This window comes from Lunatimonas sp. (assembly GCF_020832325.1).
Lineage (GTDB): Bacteria > Bacteroidota > Bacteroidia > Cytophagales > Cyclobacteriaceae > Lunatimonas.
Genome location: NZ_JAFIEU010000051.1, coordinates 232,833 through 256,323 on the forward strand (window position 1 = coordinate 232,833; position 23,491 = coordinate 256,323).

Annotated in this window: 22 protein-coding genes; 17 read left to right on the top strand and 5 right to left on the bottom strand. The window is 47.0% G+C overall.

Annotated features, from left to right (window positions below; genetic code table 11):
- Nucleotides 1–44 precede the first annotated feature (44 nt).
- The gene (gene fabG, locus JJU34_RS21065) at nt 45–791 is read right to left on the bottom strand and encodes a 3-oxoacyl-[acyl-carrier-protein] reductase (protein WP_228694407.1); all 747 of its coding nucleotides are present in this window, start codon (nt 789–791) and stop codon (nt 45–47) included.
- A 218-nt stretch (nt 792–1,009) separates the two neighbouring features.
- Between fabG and lpdA the strand changes: the two genes are divergently transcribed.
- The 12 genes from lpdA to JJU34_RS21125 all read left to right on the top strand — a co-directional run bounded on the left by lpdA (nt 1,010) and on the right by JJU34_RS21125 (nt 11,612).
- Complete coding sequence (lpdA, locus tag JJU34_RS21070) at nt 1,010–2,410, top strand: dihydrolipoyl dehydrogenase (RefSeq protein WP_228694408.1); 1,401 nt, start codon at nt 1,010–1,012, stop codon at nt 2,408–2,410.
- Between the two features lie 72 nt (nt 2,411–2,482).
- On the top strand, nt 2,483–3,016 hold the full coding sequence (locus JJU34_RS21075) for an RNA polymerase sigma factor (protein ID WP_228694409.1): 534 nt from the start codon (nt 2,483–2,485) through the stop codon (nt 3,014–3,016).
- A 44-nt stretch (nt 3,017–3,060) separates the two neighbouring features.
- A complete protein-coding gene (locus JJU34_RS21080) occupies nt 3,061–3,843 on the top strand; it encodes an anti-sigma factor (protein ID WP_301005429.1) in 783 nt (260 codons plus the stop codon).
- Nucleotides 3,844–3,963: 120 nt separating this feature from the next.
- Nucleotides 3,964–4,389 carry a DUF2721 domain-containing protein gene (locus tag JJU34_RS21085; RefSeq protein ID WP_228694411.1) on the top strand — a complete coding sequence of 142 codons (426 nt, stop codon included), beginning with the start codon at nt 3,964–3,966 and terminating at the stop codon, nt 4,387–4,389.
- Nucleotides 4,390–4,416: 27 nt separating this feature from the next.
- On the top strand, nt 4,417–5,436 hold the full coding sequence (locus JJU34_RS21090; RefSeq protein ID WP_228694412.1) for a GntG family PLP-dependent aldolase: 1,020 nt from the start codon (nt 4,417–4,419) through the stop codon (nt 5,434–5,436).
- A gap of 182 nt (nt 5,437–5,618) precedes the next feature.
- Nucleotides 5,619–6,107, top strand: a complete 489-nt coding sequence (locus JJU34_RS21095; RefSeq protein ID WP_228694413.1) for an RNA polymerase sigma factor — start codon at nt 5,619–5,621, stop codon at nt 6,105–6,107.
- The gene (locus tag JJU34_RS21100) at nt 6,097–6,537 is read left to right on the top strand and encodes a hypothetical protein (protein ID WP_228694414.1); all 441 of its coding nucleotides are present in this window, start codon (nt 6,097–6,099) and stop codon (nt 6,535–6,537) included. Before JJU34_RS21095 ends, JJU34_RS21100 begins: the two co-directional genes overlap by 11 nt.
- Nucleotides 6,534–7,070 (top strand): DUF4252 domain-containing protein, encoded by a 537-nt coding sequence (locus tag JJU34_RS21105; protein ID WP_228694415.1) that lies wholly within the window; start codon nt 6,534–6,536, stop codon nt 7,068–7,070. The genes JJU34_RS21100 and JJU34_RS21105 overlap by 4 nt, the downstream gene beginning before the upstream one ends.
- 86 nt (nt 7,071–7,156) lie before the next feature.
- A complete protein-coding gene (locus JJU34_RS21110; RefSeq protein WP_228694416.1) occupies nt 7,157–7,627 on the top strand; it encodes a DUF4252 domain-containing protein in 471 nt (156 codons plus the stop codon).
- A 63-nt stretch (nt 7,628–7,690) separates the two neighbouring features.
- Nucleotides 7,691–8,953 (top strand): replication-associated recombination protein A, encoded by a 1,263-nt coding sequence (locus tag JJU34_RS21115; RefSeq protein WP_228694417.1) that lies wholly within the window; start codon nt 7,691–7,693, stop codon nt 8,951–8,953.
- 182 nt (nt 8,954–9,135) lie between these two features.
- The gene (locus tag JJU34_RS21120; RefSeq protein ID WP_228694418.1) at nt 9,136–10,302 is read left to right on the top strand and encodes a hypothetical protein; all 1,167 of its coding nucleotides are present in this window, start codon (nt 9,136–9,138) and stop codon (nt 10,300–10,302) included.
- 164 nt (nt 10,303–10,466) lie between these two features.
- Nucleotides 10,467–11,612 (top strand): hypothetical protein, encoded by a 1,146-nt coding sequence (locus JJU34_RS21125; RefSeq protein ID WP_228694419.1) that lies wholly within the window; start codon nt 10,467–10,469, stop codon nt 11,610–11,612.
- Nucleotides 11,613–11,657: 45 nt separating this feature from the next.
- Here the strand turns inward: JJU34_RS21125 and JJU34_RS21130 are convergent, their stop codons facing one another.
- Nucleotides 11,658–13,718 (bottom strand): transcriptional regulator, encoded by a 2,061-nt coding sequence (locus JJU34_RS21130; RefSeq protein WP_228694420.1) that lies wholly within the window; start codon nt 13,716–13,718, stop codon nt 11,658–11,660.
- 403 nt (nt 13,719–14,121) lie between these two features.
- Here JJU34_RS21130 and rimO point away from each other — a divergent pair, with 403 nt between their 5' ends.
- Both rimO and JJU34_RS21140 read left to right on the top strand, forming a co-directional pair.
- Nucleotides 14,122–15,438, top strand: a complete 1,317-nt coding sequence (gene rimO, locus JJU34_RS21135; protein WP_228694421.1) for a 30S ribosomal protein S12 methylthiotransferase RimO — start codon at nt 14,122–14,124, stop codon at nt 15,436–15,438.
- Nucleotides 15,439–15,534: 96 nt separating this feature from the next.
- Nucleotides 15,535–16,698 carry a hypothetical protein gene (locus JJU34_RS21140; RefSeq protein WP_228694422.1) on the top strand — a complete coding sequence of 388 codons (1,164 nt, stop codon included), beginning with the start codon at nt 15,535–15,537 and terminating at the stop codon, nt 16,696–16,698.
- Here the strand turns inward: JJU34_RS21140 and JJU34_RS21145 are convergent, their stop codons facing one another.
- Together JJU34_RS21145 and galE are read right to left on the bottom strand one after the other, a co-directional pair.
- Nucleotides 16,699–18,984, bottom strand: coding sequence for a GH92 family glycosyl hydrolase (locus JJU34_RS21145; protein WP_228694423.1), 2,286 nt, complete (start codon nt 18,982–18,984; stop codon nt 16,699–16,701).
- A 35-nt stretch (nt 18,985–19,019) separates the two neighbouring features.
- Complete coding sequence (galE, locus tag JJU34_RS21150) at nt 19,020–20,036, bottom strand: UDP-glucose 4-epimerase GalE (protein ID WP_228694424.1); 1,017 nt, start codon at nt 20,034–20,036, stop codon at nt 19,020–19,022.
- A gap of 127 nt (nt 20,037–20,163) precedes the next feature.
- On the opposite strand from galE, the gene rpsU reads away from it, so the two are divergent.
- From rpsU to raiA, 3 genes are read left to right on the top strand one after another with little or no spacing between them, the layout of a single operon-like run.
- Entirely contained in the window at nt 20,164–20,358 is a 195-nt protein-coding gene (rpsU, locus tag JJU34_RS21155; protein ID WP_209329535.1) for a 30S ribosomal protein S21, read from the top strand.
- A gap of 59 nt (nt 20,359–20,417) precedes the next feature.
- Nucleotides 20,418–21,302, top strand: coding sequence for a tyrosine-type recombinase/integrase (locus tag JJU34_RS21160; protein WP_228694425.1), 885 nt, complete (start codon nt 20,418–20,420; stop codon nt 21,300–21,302).
- A 31-nt stretch (nt 21,303–21,333) separates the two neighbouring features.
- The gene (raiA, locus tag JJU34_RS21165; protein ID WP_228694426.1) at nt 21,334–21,639 is read left to right on the top strand and encodes a ribosome-associated translation inhibitor RaiA; all 306 of its coding nucleotides are present in this window, start codon (nt 21,334–21,336) and stop codon (nt 21,637–21,639) included.
- A gap of 58 nt (nt 21,640–21,697) precedes the next feature.
- On the opposite strand, the gene JJU34_RS21170 is transcribed toward raiA, so the two are convergent.
- Nucleotides 21,698–23,353, bottom strand: coding sequence for a phospholipid carrier-dependent glycosyltransferase (locus JJU34_RS21170; protein ID WP_228694427.1), 1,656 nt, complete (start codon nt 23,351–23,353; stop codon nt 21,698–21,700).
- Nucleotides 23,354–23,491: the final 138 nt, after the last annotated feature.

The following is a 23,491-nucleotide window of genomic DNA, read 5'->3' on the forward strand; positions in this document are numbered from 1 at the left end:
ACTTTTTTGGCACATGGACGCTGCATAATCAACTGAGGGTATTGTTAGGTAGCCATGGCACCGTTTACCTGCAAGACTTGTCCAGATATATAGCTGCTCATATCTGATCCCAAGAAGACACAGGCATCGGCCACTTCTTCCGGTTTACCTCCCCGTTTCATGGGAATACCATCTCTCCATCCCTGGACGGTTTTTTCGTCCAAAACGGCGGTCATTTCTGTTTCGATAAATCCAGGTGCTACGGCGTTGCATCGGATATTTCGGGATCCCAGTTCCAGTGCAACCGATTTTGAAAAGCCTATAATACCAGCCTTGGAGGCGGCGTAGTTGGCTTGACCCGCATTTCCTTTCACGCCCACGACGGAGGTGATGTTGATGATGGAGCCGGACTTTGCTTTCATCATGGTTCGGGTGGCCGCCTTTACGGTATTGAAGCAGGACTTCAGGTTGGTGTTGATTACTTCGTCCCAGTTTTCTTCGCTCATCCGCATCAGCAGGTTGTCCCGGGTGATGCCGGCATTGTTTATGAGTATGTCCAAGCGGCCAAATTCGGCGACTACGGAGTTTATAAGTTCTTCGGCTGCGTTGAAATCGGAAGCGTCGGAGCGGTATCCTTTGGCTTTCACGCCAAAGGCTTGGAGTTCCGATTCCAGTGCTTGCCCTTTTTCTACGCTGGACAGATAAGTGAAAGCCACATCGGCACCTTCTTCAGCGAAGCGTAGGGCGATGGCCCTTCCTATTCCTTTCGAGGCTCCTGTAATCAGAGCCGTTTTTCCTTGAAGTAATCCCATATCAAAATATTAGCTTGGTTTTTTGGCAAAAATAGGTAATTATTCTTAAAAACCTTGAAGTGGCGGATGGATACTGTCTGGTCGGATTTTAAGGTATTGCAACGGATGTCTTGGGTTAAATATCGTTTATTCCAGCTTTCTTATTCAAAACCAAATTTTTTTCTGAATATTATTATTATAAATTTGCATAGCAAAAAAGTAATCCAAACATAAACAATATGTCTTCAACTAAATTTGATGTGATCGTAGTGGGCAGTGGTCCGGGCGGATACGTGGCGGCCATAAGGGCGTCGCAGCTTGGTCTGAAAACCGCGGTGGTGGAAGCCGAATCCCTAGGGGGAATCTGTCTCAACTGGGGCTGTATCCCCACCAAGGCGCTGATTAAGAGTGCTCAAGTATTTGAATATATCAATCACGCCGAGGAATACGGCATCAAGGTGGAGAATGCCGAAATGAACTTTTCGGATATGATTTCCCGAAGCCGGGGCGTCGCGGATGGCATGAGTAAAGGGATTCAATTTCTTTTCAAGAAAAATAAAATTGAAAAACTCATGGGCTGGGGAAAAGTACAGCCTGGTAAAAAGGTGGAGGTGGAAGATCAGGACGGCAAGAAGACCGTTTACAGTGCTGATCACATCATCGTTGCCACCGGAGGCAGGGCGAGAGAGCTACCCAACCTAAAAATCGATAATGAAAAGGTCATCGGATACCGCAAGGCCATGACACTGGAGAAAAAGCCTGCGAGCATGGTTGTCGTAGGATCTGGAGCCATCGGTGTGGAATTTGCCTACGTGTATAGCTCCATCGGCGTGGATGTGACGATCGTGGAGTTTTTGGACCGCATTGTTCCCAACGAAGACGAAGAAGTATCCAAGACCTTGGAGAAACTTTATAAGAAGAAAGGCCTCAAAATCATGACCTCTACCGAGGTGACGCAGGTGGATACAAAGGGCAAAGGCTGTAAAGTAACCGTGAAGTCCAAGGATGGAAAGGAAGAGCAGATCGAATGCGATATCGTACTTTCTGCCGTGGGAGTTGCTTCAAACGTGGAAAACTGCGGATTGGAAGATGTAGGAATCCTGGTAGATAAAGGAAAGATAAAGGTAGACGAATACTACCGGACCAATATGCCAGGGTATTATGCCATCGGTGACGTGGTTCCCGGACCGGCGTTGGCACACGTGGCCTCTGCGGAAGGAATAATCTGCGTGGAAAAAATCGCCGGACAAGATCCCGAGCCATTGGATTATGGCAATATCCCAGGCTGTACCTACTGCATCCCGGAGATTTCTTCCGTGGGCCTCACAGAAGCCAAGGCAAAAGAAGCCGGCTATGAGATCAAAGTGGGTAAATTCCCCTTCTCTGCTTCCGGAAAAGCATCTGCTGCCGGTGCAAAGGATGGATTCGTAAAGCTGATCTTCGATGCCAAGTACGGCGAACTCTTAGGAGCTCATATGATCGGGGCCAATGTGACGGAGATGATCGCCGAGATCGTAGCTATCCGTAAGCTGGAAACTACCGGTCATGAGTTGATCAAGACGGTACACCCACACCCCACGATGTCAGAAGCCATCATGGAGGCGGCAGCCGCAGCATACGACGAGGTGATCCACTTGTAAAGTGAAAAATCTTTTCTATATTTACGACACAGGCTACTTTCCATAGCCTGTGTTTTTTTATACCCTAACCGATTGGAAGAACAGGAGATCATAGCGGGCCTTAAAGCCAGAAACCGTAAAACGGTGGAGTATTTGTATGCCAAGTACTCCAGAGCCTTGTTTGCGGTGATTACACGGATAATCTCTGATAGGGACCTCGCAGAAGAGGTGTTTCACGATGCCTTTATAAAAATTACTGGCAAAATAGATAGCTACGACGAAAGTAAAGGGAGGCTATACACCTGGATGGCAAATATTTGTCGCAATGCAGCTATTGACAAAACCCGTTCCAAAGAGTTTTCCGAAAAGCATAAAACCAATTCCATCGATGACTTCGTATATGGATTGGAGAGTCAGTCCGGCACTGTTGAGGCCGTGGATGGCATTGGCGTGCGGGAGCTGATGGGCTCGCTGAATGACGAATATAAGTTTATTGTAGACTGCGTTTATTTCAAAGGGTACACTCACACAGAAATCTCGGAAGAATTCAACATACCTCTCGGTACGGTGAAGTCCAGAATACGTGCGGCTATTAATGCGTTGAAAAAGAAAGTGGATAGAATCTAGTGGATGTACAGGCCTACATATCGTCAGGAAAATTAGAGCTCTTTTTGCTCGGGGAACTCTCTGAAAAAGAGCGGGAGGAAGTGCTGGCTATGGCCAAGCAATACCCTGAGGTGCAAGAGGAGCTGGACCAGCTCGAGCAGACCATGTTTGATTTTGATTTGCTCTCCTCCCAGCATGAGCCCTCGAAAGAGGTAAAAAACAGCATATTTAAAACGCTGGAAGACGATTTTTTTAAGCAACAAGCCTCCGAGACCGCTGCCCCCGAAGTGCCTGTAGAGACGCCCGTCAAAGTTCTGAATCCATGGAAGCAATATGCTGCTGCTGCCTCGTTGATCGCTGTGGTCGCCTTTGCAGTAGCCTTGTTTTACGCTTTCAGGTACTTCGATGCAGAGCAAAAATACGACACGCTAGTCGCTCAGCAGTCTCAGTTATCCGAAGATCTACGTTCCAATCAGGTTCGGTTGGAGTCATTGGATCAGCAAATGGATCAATTACTATCCGGGGATTTTGAGCGGATTTTTATGCGTGGTGAAGGCCTTCCCATGCAGGAAAATGCACGTGTGGACGTATTTTGGGATAAAGGCAGCCAAGCTGTGTTTGTATCTGTAAACAACCTGGCAGCAATAGGTCCGGACAGTGACTACCAGCTTTGGGCGATCGGTTCAGATGGGCCTGTCGGTATAGGATTGGTAAATGCGGGAGAAAAGCTTTCCCTCCAGCAAATGCAGGCAACCGCCGAGGCTGGAGCATTCGCCATCACCATCGAACCTAAGGGTGGAAGCCCAAGTCCTACGCTGGAAAAACTGGTGGTTTTAGGAGAAGTTTAGCGTATTCACTCCTTGGGACTGCTTTTATCGGTCCTGTGCAATAAATTGCTTGGCATCCAGAAATGGACTTTTAAGCTTAAGGTGTGCGTATTTGTTTGCTTATCTTATTACTTTTAATCCATGGAACTCCAATTATCTACTCCTGCTTTACTGTTTTCTGCCATTACACTCCTGATGTTGGCATATACCAATCGTTTTTTGGCGATGGCGAATTTAATTAGGGGTCTGCATAAGCAGTATTTGAAAGCACCGGACGAGAAAGTCATCATTGAACAGATCAAAAACCTGAAGAAAAGGGTGAATATGATCAAGAACATGCAGATTTTTGGGGTACTGAGTTTTTTGCTTTGCGTGGCTTGCATGTTTTTGCTCTATCAGGAGATTAACAAAGCAGCCAATATCGCCTTTATGGCCAGTATGCTAAGCTTATTGGTGTCCTTGGCCATCAGCCTGTCAGAGATTCATATCTCTACCAATGCGCTTAACCTAGAGTTGTCGGATATGGTGGATGTACTCAGTAAAAAGGCAGGAAAATCCCGTTTTTAATACGTTCTAGCACCATTGAAAGATACCATGATTATTGATCTAAGAAGTGATACGCTCACACAGCCCACGTCAGGCATGAAGGAGGCTATGATGCAGGCGGCCTTGGGCGACGATGTGTTCGGAGAAGATCCCACCGTCAAGCGTTTGGAAGACCGGCTGGCCCAGCTCTTTGGCAAAGAAGCGGGGTTGTTCTGTCCCTCTGGTACCATGACCAATCAGATTGCGATACGAATCCATACCCGACCTCAGACAGAGGTGATCTGTCATCGGGATTCCCATATCTACCTCTATGAGGGGGGAGGCATTATGGCAAACTCCCATGCCTCGGTGAAGCTACTGGATGGACCTTTTGGAAAGATCGATGCGCAGGCAGTGGCGGAGGCCATCAATCCGGATGATGACCATGCCCCTGAGTCGATCTTGGTTTCCCTGGAAAACACCATGAATAAAGGGGGTGGCAGTATATACACGTTGGATGAGGTGCGTCCCATTCGAAAATTATGCCGTGACCGGGGCTTGAAGCTGCATCTCGACGGAGCCCGGATTTTTAATGCGCTGGAAGAATCTGGCGAAAGGCCGGATGCTTGGGGAGAGCAGTTCGATACGGTGTCCGTCTGCCTCAGTAAGGGGCTGGGTTGCCCGATAGGCTCGGTATTGGTGGGCTCCAAAGAGGCCATCAAGCAAGGACGAAAGATCCGGAAAGCAATGGGGGGCGGGATGCGTCAGGCAGGGATGTTGGCTGCGGCAGGGCTATACGCATTGGACCATCATATCTCTCGACTGGCAGACGATCACCGTCGCGCACAGGGGTTGCTCATGGCGCTGGAGGATCATCCGCTATTTTCGGAAGTGCTGCCGGTTAGAACCAATATCGTGATCGCACGCCTACGCGGGATGCAGCCAGAGGAAATCTTGGTACGATTGGCCGAGTCGCAAATCAAGGCAGTAAAGTTTGGCAAGGATCTGATACGTTTTGTTACGCACCTGGATTTCACCGACGAGATGCTGGAGCAGTTTATTCGACGGCTTGGTGATATGCGTGGCTGAGTCGCAAGGAAGTAGAAGGCATAGTGGATCGATGTTATTTGGGTGATGGTGATTTGCTCCAAAGGTGAAAAGGATTCAATAAAGGATACACGCTTGACGGGATGGGGGATACCTAGCCATTTTTTTGAGATTTTTTTTGCGGATTCTGTAACTTTTTGCCTACCCGATCCTCATCCTCGTAAATGAAATCATTTTTCGAAAATCAAATCTGGCCGCTTCGGCACAAGCTTTACCGTCTTGCTTACCTCTGGGTAAAAGACCGGGACTTGGCCAAAGATATTCTTCAGACGGTTTTCGAAAAAGCACTGGCCAAAGAAGAGGTCCTAGCACAGGTTCAAAATCCGACGGGCTGGATGGTACGGGCGCTCAAAAATGAATCGCTGCATCAGGTAAAATTACAACGACGAAATTCAGGACTGGAAGGTATAGAGCTCGCTTACCCTCCTGCGGAAGATGAAGTGCCTGACCCACGGGCCGAATGGGTGCTTCGCTTCGTTCGGTCCTTGCCGGAAAAGCAACGGGAGATATTTCACCTGAGAGAAATGGAAGGGCTGACCTATACAGAGATCGCCGATTATTTGGAGGTTCCGGTTGAGCAGGTAAAGGTGAACCTGCATAGAGCCCGTAAGACACTGAGGGATTTTCTAAATCAGATACAGCATGGAAAGTAGGTTACAGCAATTGATCGAAAAATACTGGGAAGGAGAAAGCTCGCTGGATGAAGAACGCGAGTTGAAAGCGCTATTGAACCAAACCGATCAGTACCCAGAACTACGGGATTTTTTAGTTGGAGTTGATCGGATCGCGACACTTGAAACGGATATGAAGTTGCCCGGTAGGAAAAAAGCGAGCTACTCCTGGTCTGTATACCTGCGTGTAGCCGCGGTATTTCTGGGAGGGATTTTGCTCATTGGATACGGGTTCACCCTAGAGCGACAGCGACAGCAGGAGGCAGCCTATCTACAAGTGGTAGAGGCTTTTCAGTTGATACAATTTCACATGGCAAAGGGCACCTCCGAGCTGGAGGTAATGGCGGATTTTCGCCATTTGAACACCGCCGGACAATTATTCAATATTACGGAAACAGGAGAAGAAAAATGAAAAAGTTATTGGCAGTATTAGGGTGTTTTATGGTGTTTACCGCCGTGCAGGCACAGGACGATGCGATTGAAAAGTTTTTTGGCAACTACCTGGACGACGACCGTTTTTCGCGGGTATTTATCAGTCCCAAAATGATGCAGATGGCCGGCGGTTTTTTGAAGTCCGGATCCACTGCAAGTGATCCCGAGGCAAAGGACTTGGGAGAACTTATCTCCAAGGTGAGGGGCATTCGAATTCTCAGTGGAGAAAACGTGGAGGGGCAGAAGCTCTTCCTGGAGGCAATGAATACATTGAATAAAAACCGGTACGAGGATCTGATGGACGTAGCAGATAAGACGTCCAGTACCAAATTTATGATCCGCGAGGAGAATGGCTTGGTAAAGGAACTATTGATGCTGACAGGAAGCAAGGAAAGCTTTACACTGCTTAGTATGCTGGGGAGCTTTACCTACAAGGATTTAAATATGTTAGCCGAAAAAACCAACATGCCAGGCATGGATCAATACGGAAAGAGCAAGAACCCAAAGAAATAGATTGGGTCAAAACCATACGTCAACAAATAATCGCTCGTGTGTTCGTTCACATTATTATGAAAAATCAACCTTAAAATGAATAAAAAATGAAAAAGCTATTGCTGTTAATGCTGGCCTTTACCTATATGCAAATCGGGTTTTGCCAAAGCAAAAGTGTGGAAGCCTTGTACCAAAAGTATAAGTCCAGTGAAGACTTTTTTCACTTGGATCTGGGGGGAAACTTTCTCGGCCTGGCCAAGTCATTTAACGTCAAGATGAATGAATCGGACCAGAAAAAGATCAGCCAGTCCATGGAAAAGATTCGTCTATTCAAGATCCCTGGTTCCATGGAGACGTCGTCAAATGAGTTCAATGCGCTAAAGAGGTCGTTGGAAAAAGAGCGTTTTGAGTTGATGATGGAGGCCGGTAAGCGCAGTGAGGGCGTTCTTATCTATGGAAAGGGAGGCTCCAGCATCAAGGATATCGTACTTCTTGTCAGGGATGAAAAGGGGGAACTGATGGTGATCGAGGCGGTAGGAGATTTCGATCCCGGATTGGTTTCCGGCCTTGGGAAATAGAAGGCAACAGGGGCGTTGGTGCGGCAGTTGGTATCCGTCTTCTTTTTGTCGTAATTTGGCAGGATGAATGCTACGCCACTTGCCGAGCGTATGAGACCTTCCAAGTTGGAGGAACTCATCGGCCAAGATCACCTTTCTTCACCCAAGTCATACCTATACCGGGCCATAAAGGCTGGGAACGTCCCATCGCTGATCCTCTGGGGCCCTCCGGGTGTAGGGAAAACAACCATTGCCAATATTATCGCCAATGAGGTGAAGGCTCCCTTTTATACCCTTAGTGCAATCAGTGCGGGGGTGAAGGATATCAGGGAGGTCATCGAAAAAGCCCGTTTTCAGCAAGGAGTGGTGCTTTTTATCGACGAGATCCATCGCTTCAATAAGTCCCAGCAGGATGCACTCTTGGGGGCGGTGGAAAAAGGAATCATTCGTTTAATCGGTGCCACTACGGAAAACCCATCTTTTGAGGTTAACGCTGCTTTGCTTTCCCGGTGTCAGGTTTTTACATTGAATGCGCTCGGCAGGTCTGAGTTGGATGCGATGATACAGCAAGCCCTGTCCAAGGATGAAGTGCTGAAGAAGATACGGGTTGATCTGCGGGAAACCGATGCCCTGCTGCGTATTTCGGGTGGAGACGGGAGAAAGCTCCTCAACCTGCTGGAGATTGTCTTGGAAGGTATAGGAGGAGATCCTGTGGAGGTTACAGACGAAAAAGTGATGGCGATTGCCCAGCAAAAAGTGGCACTTTACGATAAGTCCGGTGAGCAACATTACGACATCATATCTGCTTTTATCAAATCCATCCGTGGATCCGATCCCAATGCCGCGGTCTATTGGCTGGCAAGGATGATAGAAGGGGGTGAAGACGTGAAATTTATCGCTAGGCGATTGATCATTTTGGCCTCGGAAGATATCGGCAATGCCAATCCCAATGCCCTATTATTGGCGACCAATTGCTTTCAGGCGGTCAATGTGATCGGCTATCCGGAAGCCCGGATCATATTGTCCCAATGTGTGACCTATCTCGCTTCCTCACCAAAGTCAAATGCCAGCTACTTGGCCATCAATCAGGCCCAGGCCCTTGTCCGGCAGCAGGGCGATCTGTCCGTCCCTTTGCACCTGCGCAACGCTCCGACCAAACTGATGAAGGACTTGAACTATGGTAAGGAATACAAGTATTCCCATGACTATGCAGACAACTTCATCAGCCAGGAATATATGCCCGATGAACTGAAAAATGCCAAATTGTACGATCCCGGCGCCAATCCCCGGGAAAATGAACTCCGTAGGCACCTCCAAAAGCTGTGGGGTAAGAAATACGGGTATTGAGTATGGGTAGCTTTTTTTGGGAGTAGGGATTCAGGTGGGTGGAAATCCCTTTTTGTTTTAGATCAATGGAGGAAGTATTCTCCTGAAAAACCACTATTTTTAGTATAATTTGCGTAAAGATTTGCAAGGACTATTTAAGACTAGTATTTTAGGAGGTATTCTGTCCAAACGTAGTCAATCCAATGGTTATAGCGCCACACCAACACAGGGAACAGCTCCTTCTTTTTTTTTCCCTACTCGCATTCATTGTGGGGTTTGTTGGTTGCGGACCTAGGGACACCTCCGGATCCAGTGAGCGGGAATTTTATGTGTTGGAGAAAGTAGACTCGTTTTCCGTCCATCGGGAGACGGACCTACGTATATTGGACTTTCATCCAGAAAAAAAGCAGTTCTTGGCCGTCGATAAGCTTACAGGCGAGTTTTTGCTGCTAGATGATAGGGGAAGACTGATAGAAGAGGTAAGCAGGCGGGGAGAGGGTCCCCATGAATATTCGTCCAATCTCTTGGCACTGTCCTTTAACCAGGAAAGCGGGGGCTATCTCGCACAGAGTTCCAGGGAGCAAATCCATTACAATGAAGCCTGGGAGGTTGCAAATCGCATACGTTTTTCTTCCTATGCCGGGATTAATTTTTATACCGGTCCTAGGTATGCCGTTCCTTCTTACCAGCTTTCGTCCACATCAGATCCCTATTTTTTCACCAGTTTTTTTACAGGGGTTGGTGTAGGTATGGGAGAGGACCTTCCAGAAGAAATCGCTTTGAATTTGATTGAGCAATATAACCCCGAAAAAGGGGAATTGGAGTGGGTAATGCCGTACGATATGGCATTTTTGCCGCATTTCGAAGTAGATGAAACGCGCAAGGATGTCCGTCCTGTCCCAGTGTACCACTTAAATAGTAAATCGAGAAGGCTTTACCTTACCTTTCACCGGTCTAATCAGGTAGGCGTATACGATCTTTCCCGGGATTTTTTACTATTGGAGCGGATGGAGTTTTCGCATCATTCCTTTTCGGCGGTAAGTAATGCAAGGAATGTGGGCCTGTTCCAATTTGATGAGGAGACAATGGCTATACTTTATTTCCGCGGACTTCCGGAACCGACTGCGGCCGTGCGAAAGGAATCGGATCCGGATTATTATCCACTGATGGACGCATCCCTTTACTATTTCATACTCCTTGATAGCGGGAACCAACTTGGAAAAGAAGTGCCATTTCCGGTGAAATGCGACGCATTGGAGGAAAAACTTCTCCTGCCCGGAGGGAGGCTTTTGCTTCGTGAAAGGCATGCCGGCGACGTGGAGCCGGAAGAGCATGTATATTTTATTTATGAATTGAAGCCCAGCAGGTAGGCGGTTTGGAATTTCCCGCTTTTGTTTTGATTTGTTGCATTTCCCAACAGAATGAAAAAATCGAGCACAACACAAGCGGAAAATGACCGGACTGGCCTTTCCCAGGTTGATGTTTTAACCTTTTTTAAATAGCCGAGTAAACCATTATAGCATACTTTTATCCCATGAAATTTTTGACATTCAATTACATAGGGTTTGTGCTATTGGCGGCATGTTCTCAATCGGCTATGGAGTCTGCCCTGTCGAGCGGCTATCAGGTCGCTGTGGTAGATTCGATACAAGTAGATTACCTCGGTAATCTTTTTGTTATGGATTATGATCCAGCTTCCGGGCTGTACCTTAGTAGAAACAACTCTACGGAGGAGATGGTCCTATTTGATGACGCGGGAACAATCAAGGAACAGTTTACCTTTCAAAAAGACGGCCCGGAAGCGGTATATTCTGCAAATGGTTTTCTTTTAAGTCTCATTGAGGGAAAGATCGTTTTAATGGATCACCAAAAGGGCATTCACTTTTTCAATCCGAATGGGACTTTCTATAAACGGATTAACATGCCGGGAGAACATTTTTTTATCGGTGGCAAGAGTTTACCCTATTACCCTTTGGGTGAAAGAATTGCCTATTTGCGGCCGGAACGTGGTGAAATCGATTGGGAAAACCCAGCTAATATTTTTAAGGGAATTTATTCAAGCCCTTTGATTGAAGTGTTGGATACACTTTCGGGTACCGTAAAGCAGACTATGGAATTTCCTCCCAACACCGTTTACGAAGATGGAAATTACTATCATGGGCTATTTCCGATCATCGTAAGGAATGGAAATGAGTGGCTCTTGTCACTAATGGCTGAAAGAAAATATCATGTCTATCTAGAAAATGGAAATAAATTGGAGTATAGCAGAACGGTTGATTTGGGTCTAACCGATGCCGTTGACATCAAAGGGTCACCTACAATTGACTTAATGTATGAGACAAACCTCTTCAATATTTTTGGGCGATTTTATGAAATGTATACCCACGATGGGTTGACTTTGGTTGTGTATTCAAAAGGTATCAAGGAAGAAATATCCATGCAGTATGATCCAACAAACAGTGAGGAATGGGCATCACTCATGCAAGGAATTCCCCGCTATTTAGCGGTTTTTGACAGCGATCACCAGCTTTTAGGCAAAGAAATTCCCCTGCCTCCAGGAATACATTTTACCCCGGTGATAAACCATAAAGGGGAATTTTTGGCTATCAAAGACCAAGATTTTTGGGGTGTGGAGGAGGATATTGTGACGGTATATAAACTGAAGCTATCTGGCAAATAATGAGTAGTACGCGAAGTGGAAATCGTTGACTATACAAGGATCGCGTCATTCCCAGAATCCAAAATACCTACCCATCCAATAGGCTACCAAATAGTAGGTGCCGCTGTCTTCAGTTAGGCCTCCGTCACCCGAGTCCATCAGTTTGGGGTTGGTATTCCACCTGGAGATGTTTCCCTCTTGGCTTGGGATGGGCCGGTCTGCTTGGTCCCTCAATGTTCTGTGCGCTAAATAGTCTCTACGTAGGTCCCAGCGGTGGCTGTTTTCCATGCGCCAGCTGATCAGATCGATCGGGAACGCCTGTATTTCCTGCAAGGCAAGTTGTAGGTCTGCATCTATTTTAAGCAATGCACTCGCAAACACGTTCCAAACCGGCATCCGGTCCGAGCGTACCGCTTGCCAAGTCCTTTCCAAACTAGTCTGGAAAACGAAGTAGTCGGGGTGGTCTACTGGCAGGTACCGCATCAGGTTGTAATAGGGGAAAAAGTTTAGGATATCGTCCGAATGACTGATATCAAATGGGGCGGTAACTTTAGCATATCGTGCATTTTCCAAGTAACCGTGAGCATCTACCAAGGTTCGGTAGACTTGTTCGTATCTGGGGTTTTGGGTAAAGTGATGAGCTGTCTGTAAGAACGAAAGGATTTGGAGAGAATTTAGGCCGCGTTCAAACATCCAGTTGGGGGAGTTATTTAGTGAGTCTGGATGCCAGATGCCCCAACGGGTCGGTAGTCCATCATAGTCAATGAGGTGGTAGTCATTGTCCAAAATATGGGTAACGATACGGTCTATCAGGTTAGCTGCTTTGTGTTTTTCCGTTTCATCCGCTACCAGATCATGGAATAAAGACACAGAGTAGATATGACCGGTGATTTCATCGCTGCTCGTATCATCCAGCCACTGCCAATTCCCGTCTGGCGAGGGATGCCAGATCTTTGGGTGAGGCGATCGGGATGGCGTTACGGAGTCTTCTGCGCGGGCGTAGGATCTGGCAGGATAACCGGAAATACCGCTCACCGTTTCTAATCGTTCCAAAGCCTCAAAAGTACGGGTTGCCTTTTCCTTGGCATCTGGGCTCTTTGTTACAGCATATCGATAGCACTGCGCTATCAGGTAGCAAGCAGTCCATAGCCCATCGTTGTCCTCATTGTCCATGTAGCTGGTCGTAAGGTCTCCGGGTGTACGTAGCTTTGAGCGGTTGACCAATCCCAGTCGATTATGCCGGACGTCAATTACGTTTTCGATGGAGTCTGCTTTTCGGTCCAGTGTCATGGGGAGTTTGCTGATTTCGGAGATACCCTCATGGGTACCAATCCATGTTTTTCCGTTTTCCATCGAAAGAATGGCGGTTACTTGGTCAGTTGGCAGCCAGCGTTTTCCTGCATAGTAGCGCCATGTTTCGCTTTGGTGAATGGCCCCTCGTAGGGTGCCCAGCCAAAGGCCGTCTATCCCTTGGTGGATAGCGGTAGCGGGGCCATAAGGGAGTCCATCGTTACCCCTGGCCACCCAATGGTCTCCGTCGTCGGAGACTTTGCCCACTGCCCATTCTGAGCTGAAATAGATGTTTTTCCCACCTTCATCAGCAAGTAGGGCATAGTACCTACGCTGGTGCCCCACAGCCATCATGTGTTCGTCTAGGTCCACCCACTGTTCTCCTTCCTTTAGCCAAAGCCCGTCCATCGTGGCAGCCCATAATCTTTGCCTGTTGTCGATGGCGATTGCATTGACTTGAAGTGTTTTGGGTAGTGCTTCTAACTGCCAACTTTCACGCCAGGTATAAATACCTAGACTGGTGCCAAGATGCAGTTGGCGATTGGAGCCTACCGTGATGCATTGGATTTGTTCGCCTGCTCGTGTCTTTGGCAGGGTAATTTTTTTGCCGCCACTAGAGATTATCTCCCTATCATTGACAATCCAGATTTCCCCGTCGCTGCTCGCCGTGCAAGAAAGTATACCACTTGTAGATAGCAGGGTTTGCCAACTGCCCCGGTCTAGACTATAAATGCCCTGAGAGGTAACTACGGTCGGAAGGTTGTCGGCGCTAAACAGTCCAATAACCTTATTGCCGGCTTCCATCGGAAGAGGAATGTCCCGTTTGATTTCTTGCAAAAAATGGGAGGATGAAAGGCGTTGCGCAATCGCTACAGGTATTATCAACCAGGTGGCCAACAAACAAAGAAATGGGAAAGCTCGGTGAAGGGAGGACATTGACGGTGTTTTTCTGATACTACTTAGAAGCTATCCGTACAGGCTATCCATTAAAAAAAGAAGCGCCGATTCACATCGGCGCGGATTGAAAAATTGTTGCAAGGAATTAAAAAATGGTTGCTGTATTACTGTGTCAAAAGTAGTATGTTTTGCTGCTATGTCCGATTTTTTGGGGTTAAGCTTAGTTTATTAAATAGGACTGCTTTCGGCACCTGCATTAATATTGAAGTAACACGGGCACAAGCGATGCTCGTGCTGCCTCCCTTCGTTTATTTTTTGTAACTTTGCGCCAAATTAAAAGCCATTGAAAGCTAGAACCTTAAAAAAAGATAAAGTCAATATCATTACCATGGGCTGCTCCAAAAACCTAGTGGACTCCGAGGTCCTCTTGAGTCAGTTACGCGGAAACGGTATTGATGCCCATCACGAGTCTGCTGATCGGGATAATAATATTGTGATTATCAATACCTGCGGTTTCATAGACAATGCCAAGCAGGAGTCCATCAATACCATTCTGGAGTACGCAGAAGCTAAAGAGAAGGGCTTGGTAGATAAGGTGTACGTTACAGGTTGTCTTTCACAGCGGTATAAGGATGATCTGGAAGCAGAGATTCCACAGGTAGATGCTTTTTTTGGTACCCGGGATCTTCCGGCCATTTTGAAGCGGTTCAAGGCCGACTATAAGCATGAACTGGTAGGGGAGCGTCTACTAAGTCATTCTGCCCACTACGCCTACATGAAGATTTCCGAAGGATGTGATCGTCCTTGTTCTTTCTGTGCCATCCCGTTGATGCGTGGAGGCCATGTAAGCAGGCCTATAGAAGAGCTAGTCAAAGAGGCGAAACACAAGGCAGCTCAAGGTACGCGGGAGTTGTTGTTGATTGCCCAGGACTCGACCTACTATGGGTTGGATTTGTATAAGAAGCGTCAGTTGCCAGATTTGCTGCGGGCACTGTCAGATGTGGAGGGGATCGACTGGATACGTTTACACTATGCATACCCGACGGGTTTCCCATTGGAAGTGATCGATGTCATGGCTGAGCGCAGCAATATTTGCAAGTACTTGGACATTCCCTTGCAGCACGGGTCCACGGAGGTGTTGAAGGTGATGCGGCGGGGAACGACGCGGGAAAAGCAGGAGGCGTTGATCGGTGAAATCCGGAGTAGGATTCCCGAGATAGCGATTCGCACCACGTTGATCGCGGGGCACCCGGGAGAACAGGAAAAGGAATTTGCCGAGATGGTGGATTTTGTGGAAAGGATGCGGTTTGAACGTATGGGGGTGTTTACCTACTCCCACGAAGAAGACACCCACGCGTATGGCATGGAGGACCACGTGCCTCAAGAAGTGAAGCAGGATCGGGCAAACCGATTAATGGAAGTACAGGAGCAAATATCCTTTGAACTGAACCAGCAAAAAATAGGAAGAACCTACAAGGTATTGATAGATAAAAAGGAGGGAGGCCACTTTGTGGGGCGTACCGAGTTTGATTCCGTAGATGTAGACAACGAAGTACTTATTGATGCCGGGAAGCATTATTGTAGAGTAGGAGATTTTGTTCAAGTAACGATTACCGATGCCACGGAGTTTGACCTCTATGGGGATGTGGTAAGTCAGTAAAATCTAAACGCATGGAAGGTTCTGGGTAAATTCCTATCCATGCTTTTTTTTACCCCCGCATCCTGTAGTTTTAATTTTCTAAAATCCACATTGCCGATGAAACTAATTGAAGTGACAACTGCTGCCCACCGCAGGGAGTTTTTGCAAATGGCTGTTCGCCTCTACCAAAAGGAGCCTAACTGGATCAGACCCTTGGACAAAGACATCGAGGGTATTTTTGATCCAAACGTAAACAAGTTGTTTAAATCGGGAGGGAAGGCCATCCGATGGTTATTGGTTGACAATTCCGGTAAAACGATCGGAAGAAACGCAGCCTTTGTCAATCCCAAGTGGAAAGAGAAGCAACCTACCGGTGGGATGGGTTTTTTCGATTGTATAGAAGACCAGTCAGCTGCATTCATGCTATTTGACGCGGCCAAAGAGTGGCTTCAGGCCCAAGGAATGGAGGCTATGGATGGACCCGTAAATTTTGGAGAGCGGGATAAATGGTGGGGGCTGCTGGTGGATGGATTTAGTCCCCCAAACTACAATATGCCTTGGAATTTTACCTACTACAAGGCGTTTTTTGAAGCCTATGGATTTCAGGTGTACTTCAAGCAATTCACCTACATGCGTTCCGTACGGGGGGTAGGCTTTGATCCAAAGATGATAGAGCGGTCTAAAGTCATTTTAGCCGATCCTGATTTTGAATTCAGGTACCTGAAAGGTCAGGAGCTTTGGGATAGGTTTCCAGAGTACTTCATGACTGTGTATAACAAGGCTTGGGCAAAACATATGGGAAAGAGCATCACCGAGCGGGAAGCCAAACTGATGCTGAGCAAAATGAAGCCGATCATCGATCCGTATTTGATTTATTTCGGCTTTTATAAAGGAGAACCCATCTCATTCTTTATCAATATCCCGGAAATCAATCAGCTATTTAAGCATGTCAATGGGAAGCTGGATCTATTGGGCAAGCTGAAATTTTTGTGGAACAAGATCTTTAACCCACCCGACAAGATGCTGGGGTTGGTATTTGGTGTAGTACCGGAATTTCAGGGCAAAGGGGTGGAAAGTGCCATGATTCTTTCCTATCGGGAATTTCTCGACATCAAAAAACTGAAATACCTCACCATCGAAATGAACTGGATCGGTGATTTTAATCCCAAAATGATGCGGGTATGTGAGCAATTATTGGCAGAAATCTACAAAACCCACCATACTTATCGGTATCTGTTTGACCGGGACAGGCCCTTTGAGCGGCATCCTATTTTCGGGTGATTACGGATTAGGCGACATTTCCAGTGTTAAGGTGCCTCCTTGAATGAGTTCTTCATGTCGGATGCCAAAACCAACCAAGGGCTGCCCATTCCACCGCTTTTCTCGGACAAAGTAGTGATCCTGGGCATTGTTATTAGATTCGATGGTGAAGCTTCCTCCGGGATAATAATCTGGATGCAGGGAAATGATGGTTTTATCAAATAGTGGACTGCCAAGTTCGTAGAGGGGATTCTCCTCGGTACCGCCGTTCATCTGAAAGATACCGATTTTCATCAGCACAGAAAGAGAACCCATAAGGCCTTGGTCTTCGTCTCCATTGTATCCCAAATCCGTGCTGAGGGCACTGAATGCCTTGTTTACCACTTTTCTAGACCAGCTTTGCGTTAAATCTGGCCTGCCCAGGTGGTTGAAAATAAATGCTGTCTGCATAGAGGGCTGATTGCCGTAGTTAATGGGGATCCTTCGATATTCGGGATGGGTCTCTACTGCGTGCGAGGTTCCGGAGGTAAAGCCCAGTGCTTCTGCGGTTTCAAACTGCTCATTCAGTTTTTCGACAGCCTTTTCATCACCGCCCATCAGTACAGCCAACCCCCTAAGGTCATGGGGGACAAACCAAGTGAATTGTGCACCGTTTGCTTCTACATATCCCTGCCCGTAATCGTAGGGGTCAAAAGGGGTTAGCCATTCGCCATGTACGTCTTTGGGGCGTATCCAGGTGGATTCCGGATCGTAGAGGTTTAGGTAGTTTCTAGACCGCTGTTCGAAATAGGCAGCATCCTCCGTTTTTCCCAGTGCCATTGCCAGTTGAGCCAATGTCCAATCTTGGTAGCTATATTCCAGCGTTTGACCGGCTCCCTGTTCGTGAAAGCCGAATCTTCCTCGGGGATTGGGGTAGGGAACGTACCCCAGTTCCAGGTAATCTTCCACGTTGCCGCCCATTGATGTGTTGTGTTCGTACCCTGCCTTACTCATCATGCCGCCTGGCAGGTGGTTTTTCTTTAGCCCTTCATAGGCCAATCCTACATCGAAGGATCGGATTCCTTTTTGGTAAGCGGAAACGAAAAATGGAGTGGAAGACGCGCCGGTCATCACATAGGTGTAATTTCCACCAGAAGGACCCCTCGGGATGAGCCCTCCGTCTTTGTAATATTGCAGGAAGCTATTAGTGAATTCATCCATGATATCGGGATATACCAAGCTCCATAATACGCCGATCGTCCATTGTGCTCCCCAAAAGGAGTCCGAATTAAAATGCCGGAAGAGCGGTTTGCCACTATCATCCAGGGGAAGTTGACCGATGCGGAAGGCCTCGCCTGTATTGTCTGGGTAGGCGCCGTTTACATCGGACAGGGTTCTTCTACCCTGCAGTGCTTTCCAAAGGTCGGTATAGAACCTACGCCGTTGCGTGTCGCTGCCTCCTGTTACTTCTATTCTGCCCAGCATATCATTCCAGACTGCTTGGGTTTCGTGGACCACCTGTTGGAAGTCCCAGTGCGGCAACTCTGAAACCAAATTCAGCGCAGCATTGTCAGGGCTTGTGTAGGAAATGGCGACCTTCATCTGAACAGGTTTGTCGTCTGCCGGTTCCACCTCCACGATGCGATGAGCTACTTCATCGTGGTCGATGACCGCACGTATATCACGGTCCAGTTCAACGTGGAAATATACCGTAATCGGTTTGGGCCTGCGAATGGTCGGTAGGTTGGTTACGCTGCCTTTCAGTTGGCGGGGGCCGGTTTGTTCCAGCTCACCTTCGGCGATTTCACTAGGTCCGAGCATGCCGCCAAGATGAAAAAGGATGCCAGATCGGCTCCCTTTCGGAAAGGTGTATCGGTGTATCCCCACCCTGTGCGTAGCACTCAACTCAGCCTGTATGTCGTATCGGTCCAAAAATACCGAATGATACCCCGGCTCAACCAGCTCTCGGTCATGGCTAAATTTAGAGTAGTAGTCAGAAAAGAGGTCGATCGCTTGATCTCCCAACGTCACTGGCATGACAGACACTCCGGACATCTGCCAGGCATGGATGTGGCTGAATCCTTTGATGGTATCCGTATCGTACCGGTATCCTGCTCCCCAAGCCCCGTCTATCTGTGTATCGGGACTTAGGTTTACCATTCCAAACGGTCGCGTAGCAGAACTGAAATAAAACCACCTGGAGTTGGCGGCATCTAACAGGGGATAGACCAGCTTTACCGGCGGAACGGTAGTTGCCGCTTTTTGCTTTTTTCCGCAAGACGAAATCAAGGCGGAGACGATGGCAACTATGAGCAAAATCTGTTTCATGGCAAAGCAGTCAAATGCGCAAGGCTATGTATAGGTTATTTTTTTGAAAGGGCAAGTTGCCAGTTCCAACTGTCCCTAAGGGCATCTTCCAGCGAGAATTGCGGATTCCAGTTTAGTTTTTCGCCAATTTTGGTGGTATCAGCCCAAACTTTTACCACGTCTCCAGGTCTTCTAGGGCCGATTTGGTAGTTCAGGGGTTTTCCGCTTACTTTTTCGAAGGCCTGTATGACTTCCAAGACCGTATTCCCATTACCGGTTCCCACGTTAAATAAGTCGTAAAAACTACCAGGTTTGTCGTTCAGGTATTCCAATGCTTTCAAGTGTGCGTCAGCCAGGTCCAACACGTGGATATAGTCCCTCACGCAGGTGCCGTCGGGTGTGTCGTAATCGTTTCCAAAAACGGTTAATTTCTCCCGTATTCCGATACCGGTTTGGGTAACAAACGGAATCAGGTTTGCGGGAACTCCAAGGGGAAGCTCTCCTATCAATGCGGAAGGATGCGCTCCGATAGGGTTGAAATAACGCAGAGAAATAATTCGTGTGCCGGCACCACTCTTGGTGACATCAGCTAAAATGTCCTCACATATTTTTTTCGTATTTCCATAGGGACTTTCCGCTTCTTTACGTGGAGTAGTTTCTCTTACAGGGAGCTCATCCGGTTGTCCGTATACGGTGCAGGATGAGGAAAAAACCAGGTCATTTACACCAAATTCCGCCATTGTTTCGAGCAACACCACGAGGGAACCTACGTTGTTGCGGTAGTATTTTAGTGGTACGGCAGTACTTTCACCTACGGCTTTATTTGCCGCAAAGTGGATAACACCTTTGAGTTGGTGTTCAGAAAAAATCTGCTTCATTAGTGCTTGGTCATTGCAATCACCCTCGTAGTAGGGTACCTCTTGGTTTAGGATGGTTTTTAGGCCTTCTAAAACCGACTTGTCTGAATTTGAAAAATCATCGATGATGATAGGGAGATACCCTGCTTCTACCAGGGTAACGGCGGTGTGCGAGCCGATATAGCCCGCGCCACCAGTGATCAAAATTTTTTCCATTTTCAAATATAGCCGTTTCGGTGGTCCTTCAAAAATCCCTACAGGAGAAAAAAGAAAAGCATCTGCGGATAAGTTTTTGTTTTTCAAAAGTATCCTTAACTTTGCACCTCGAAAGGGGGTGTACCATATGATAGTTGTAAACGTAAAAGAAAACGAATCCATCGAAAAAGCGCTTAAGCGTTTTAAGAAGAAGTTTGACAAAACCGGCGTGATCCGGGAGTTGAGGGGCAGGCAGCATTTTGAAAAGCCTTCCGTGACACGTAGAAACGAAGTCATCAAAGCTTCTTACATTCAGCGATTGAGGGACGAAGAAGGGAAATAAGCCTTTTTCTTCGCATTCATAAAAAACATTTAGCATATTGGTGGTACAAAACCATCGATATGCTATTTTCTTTTTTAACCCATTTGGAATACGAAAAGCGGTCTAGTGCGCACACGGTTGCGGCATACCGTCATGATCTACAGCAGTTTAGCGATTTTTTGAAAGGAGCCTTTGAGCTTGAGGATACCACTCAAGTAGGACATGCAGAGATACGGGCCTGGATGGTGGATCTGATCGAGCAAGGACTAGCAGCTGCTACTGTAAATAGAAAAATAGCTACCCTAAAGTCGTACTATAAATTCCTGCTTCGATCCGGCGAGATCGATAAGGATCCGACCTTTAAAATTAAATCCCTCAAGAAGCCACGGCGATTACCGGCGTTTATCCAAGAGGCGGCCATCGACAAGATCTTGGACGAATGGGCATATTCGGATGATTTTGAAGGACAGCGAGACCGGATGGTCATAGAGTTTTTATACCTGACGGGAGTCCGGCTTTCCGAATTAATCGGACTGCAATGGAGGCAGGTGGATTTGCAAAAAGGAGAAGTGAAAGTATTGGGTAAGGGGAAAAAATATAGAATTATACCGATATCTAATTCGTTATTGAAAAATATAATTCGGTATCAAAAACTATTTCGGGAAACATTTTCAAATGTATCAGAAAGTGACTATTTTATCGTTAGAATTACTAGGGAACCCACATATCCTATGTTGATTTATCGAATCGTAAGAAATCAGTTGGACCTTTTTGTACAGACCACCAAGCGCAGTCCACACGTGTTGCGTCACACTTTTGCTACCCATTTGCTGAATAAAGGGGCGGATCTCAACGCTGTGAAAGATCTGCTGGGCCATGCCAGTTTGGCGGCTACTCAGGTCTATACCCACAACTCCATAGAGAAACTGAAGGCTGTGTTTGAACAGGCACATCCTAAAGCGTAAATAAAAGTATAACTTTTAACCGATCATGATTATGAAATTACAGATGCATTCCATTCATTTCGACGCAGATCAAAAGCTGCTCAATTTTATCCAGAAAAAAGCGGATAAATTGGACACCTATTACGATCAGATAATTGACGGGGAGGTCTTTTTGAGGTTAGATAAAAACGATCGAAGTGAAAACAAAATCGTTGAGATAAAACTGAATGTGCCCGGAAAGCAACTTTTTGCTAAAAATCAAAGTGATTCGTTTGAGGCGGCTACTGACGAAGCCATTGAAGGCCTCAGGCGACAAATAAAAAAACACAAGGAGAAATTAATCCTTGCCAAGCAATAAACGGTTTTTCCGTAGTAAGCATGCTAGCAGGCTGTCCGAAATGTTGGGCAGCCTTTTTTTAGGGTGTTACGAGATAGTATTTTTTTGTAAGTTCGTGTCTCCTCGCAGCGGTATCTCCCTCCAAAATGCTTTCCCAGATAGCCAGAATAAACTTTGGATCCCAGTTTTGAGCGGCTACCTCTATCTTTACATCGTCTAGAGGGAGCTGTGCGATGGCTGTTTCATCGCACAACAAATAGTCATAATCCTCCCAGTTCGGATTTTCACGGTCCAGGTTTATCAGTTCGTGGTCTAGGTCCAGTCCAATGCGGATTTTGCTGCTATGATGGGGGTTTCCGATAAACCCGATTTGTGTATTGTGGGGGATTCCTTTTTGGTCAACGAATTCATCCACTTGAGTCCCTTGGTCTGGGATAGATAGGGGGTAGGAAACCAGACTACCGTTAAAAAAGAGGAGCATCATGGAAATACCCAAGTAGGGCATATCCACCTGCCTGCGTACTAAAACGGTTACGACGGCACTTGTCAAAACCAAACCGATCGCCCATTGAAGGATAAGATGTGGAGGGCTTTGCATTCCTAGGTTCATGTAAAGCCCTACAGTGAGGACTAAGAAATTGATTGCCACGAATAGGCTGACGAGAAAGCGCAGTGTTATCCTGGAGGTGTTTGTATCTCTGAGTACCAACCAAGCAAATGCGACTACCGATACGGGGTAAACCGGTAAGAGGTATCGATCGTAAAAGGTGCTAACCAATCCAGTCATAAGTAGGATGGCAACGGTCCAGCTGATGGCAAAGCCGAGAAAAGCTGCATTTTTTTCAAGGGTTTCGCGCATAGATGGCAGATGTTGCCTTCTGAAGAAAAATATCCACGGAGTGAATAGCGCTATCAGCACCCCGAGTCCATAGAGTAGGTGGCGGCTGACTTGGCCGATTTTACTGCCAACCCGGATGCCTACTTGGTCATCAAAGAACGAGTACAGATAGGTGGGGCCAAATTGAACATACATGGCGATAAACCAAAACAGCCCAATAACGATTGCCGAAACCAGTGCGGGCGGATACAGAAGCTGCTTGACCGATACGCGACTCCAGGGGTTTATCGCTAGGTAGAGGATTGCGACGGCCCCCAGTGCAAAGGCGGGTAATCCCTTTACGGCAAAAGCCATTCCCAATCCTAGGTAGAGTAGCCAAAGGTGGCGTTTGGAGGTAGTAGAAGGATTTTTTAGTAGGCCGACGATCCCTACGGCACTCAGAGAAAGGAAGCAAACCAATAGGATGTCTGGAATGGCCCGCGAGCTGCTGAATATCACTAGCGGCTGAGAGGCGACAATCCAAGCAGCCGTGGAGGCAATTTTTTTATTGCTACTCGCTGTTTTAGCGATCAGGTAGGTAAGCCCTACCAAGCTCGTTCCAAACAAAAGGAAGAAGATCCTGGAGGAGAACGGAGAAATTCCGAAAATTTGAAAACCAGCAAGAACGGTCCAATAGGTTAGGATTGGTTTCTTAAAACGCAGTTCTCCATTACCCAAATAGGTGGTAAAATAGTCTCTATTTTTTAACATTTGGATGCTTGCATCCGTATAGTACATCTCGTCGGGGTAATGGAAGTGAAAATTCAAGGAAAATGGCGCAATCAGCGCGAAAAACACGCACATGATGAACCAAGGAGAATCCAGCCACCCGATGGGATTGCTAATGGTACGTTTCAACACGGTTATTGGATAGATGAAGCATCTTAAATCTACGTAATTGAGACCTGATTTAAGCATAAATAAATGATAAAACAACATCGTTTTTCCGAGGCGATGGTAGTGGATGGTTAGCGGATGATTTTTCGGGTAGATAAA

Excerpts from the sequence above, each read along its gene's own strand:
- JJU34_RS21085 (WP_228694411.1), top strand. The coding sequence starts at position 3,964 with ATGGAACTCCAATTATCTACTCCTGCTTTACTGTTTTCTGCCATTACA.
- JJU34_RS21160 (WP_228694425.1), top strand. The coding sequence starts at position 20,418 with ATGCTATTTTCTTTTTTAACCCATTTGGAATACGAAAAGCGGTCTAGT.
- JJU34_RS21105 (WP_228694415.1), top strand. The coding sequence starts at position 6,534 with ATGAAAAAGTTATTGGCAGTATTAGGGTGTTTTATGGTGTTTACCGCC.
- JJU34_RS21120 (WP_228694418.1), top strand. The coding sequence starts at position 9,136 with ATGGTTATAGCGCCACACCAACACAGGGAACAGCTCCTTCTTTTTTTT.
- JJU34_RS21125 (WP_228694419.1), top strand. The coding sequence starts at position 10,467 with ATGAAATTTTTGACATTCAATTACATAGGGTTTGTGCTATTGGCGGCA.
- JJU34_RS21100 (WP_228694414.1), top strand. The coding sequence starts at position 6,097 with ATGGAAAGTAGGTTACAGCAATTGATCGAAAAATACTGGGAAGGAGAA.
- JJU34_RS21145 (WP_228694423.1), bottom strand. The coding sequence starts at position 18,984 with ATGAAACAGATTTTGCTCATAGTTGCCATCGTCTCCGCCTTGATTTCG.
- fabG (WP_228694407.1), bottom strand. The coding sequence starts at position 791 with ATGGGATTACTTCAAGGAAAAACGGCTCTGATTACAGGAGCCTCGAAA.
- JJU34_RS21095 (WP_228694413.1), top strand. The coding sequence starts at position 5,619 with ATGAAATCATTTTTCGAAAATCAAATCTGGCCGCTTCGGCACAAGCTT.
- galE (WP_228694424.1), bottom strand. The coding sequence starts at position 20,036 with ATGGAAAAAATTTTGATCACTGGTGGCGCGGGCTATATCGGCTCGCAC.
- JJU34_RS21090 (WP_228694412.1), top strand. The coding sequence starts at position 4,417 with ATGATTATTGATCTAAGAAGTGATACGCTCACACAGCCCACGTCAGGC.
- JJU34_RS21110 (WP_228694416.1), top strand. The coding sequence starts at position 7,157 with ATGAAAAAGCTATTGCTGTTAATGCTGGCCTTTACCTATATGCAAATC.
- rpsU (WP_209329535.1), top strand. The coding sequence starts at position 20,164 with ATGATAGTTGTAAACGTAAAAGAAAACGAATCCATCGAAAAAGCGCTT.
- JJU34_RS21140 (WP_228694422.1), top strand. The coding sequence starts at position 15,535 with ATGAAACTAATTGAAGTGACAACTGCTGCCCACCGCAGGGAGTTTTTG.
- JJU34_RS21115 (WP_228694417.1), top strand. The coding sequence starts at position 7,691 with ATGAATGCTACGCCACTTGCCGAGCGTATGAGACCTTCCAAGTTGGAG.
- raiA (WP_228694426.1), top strand. The coding sequence starts at position 21,334 with ATGAAATTACAGATGCATTCCATTCATTTCGACGCAGATCAAAAGCTG.
- lpdA (WP_228694408.1), top strand. The coding sequence starts at position 1,010 with ATGTCTTCAACTAAATTTGATGTGATCGTAGTGGGCAGTGGTCCGGGC.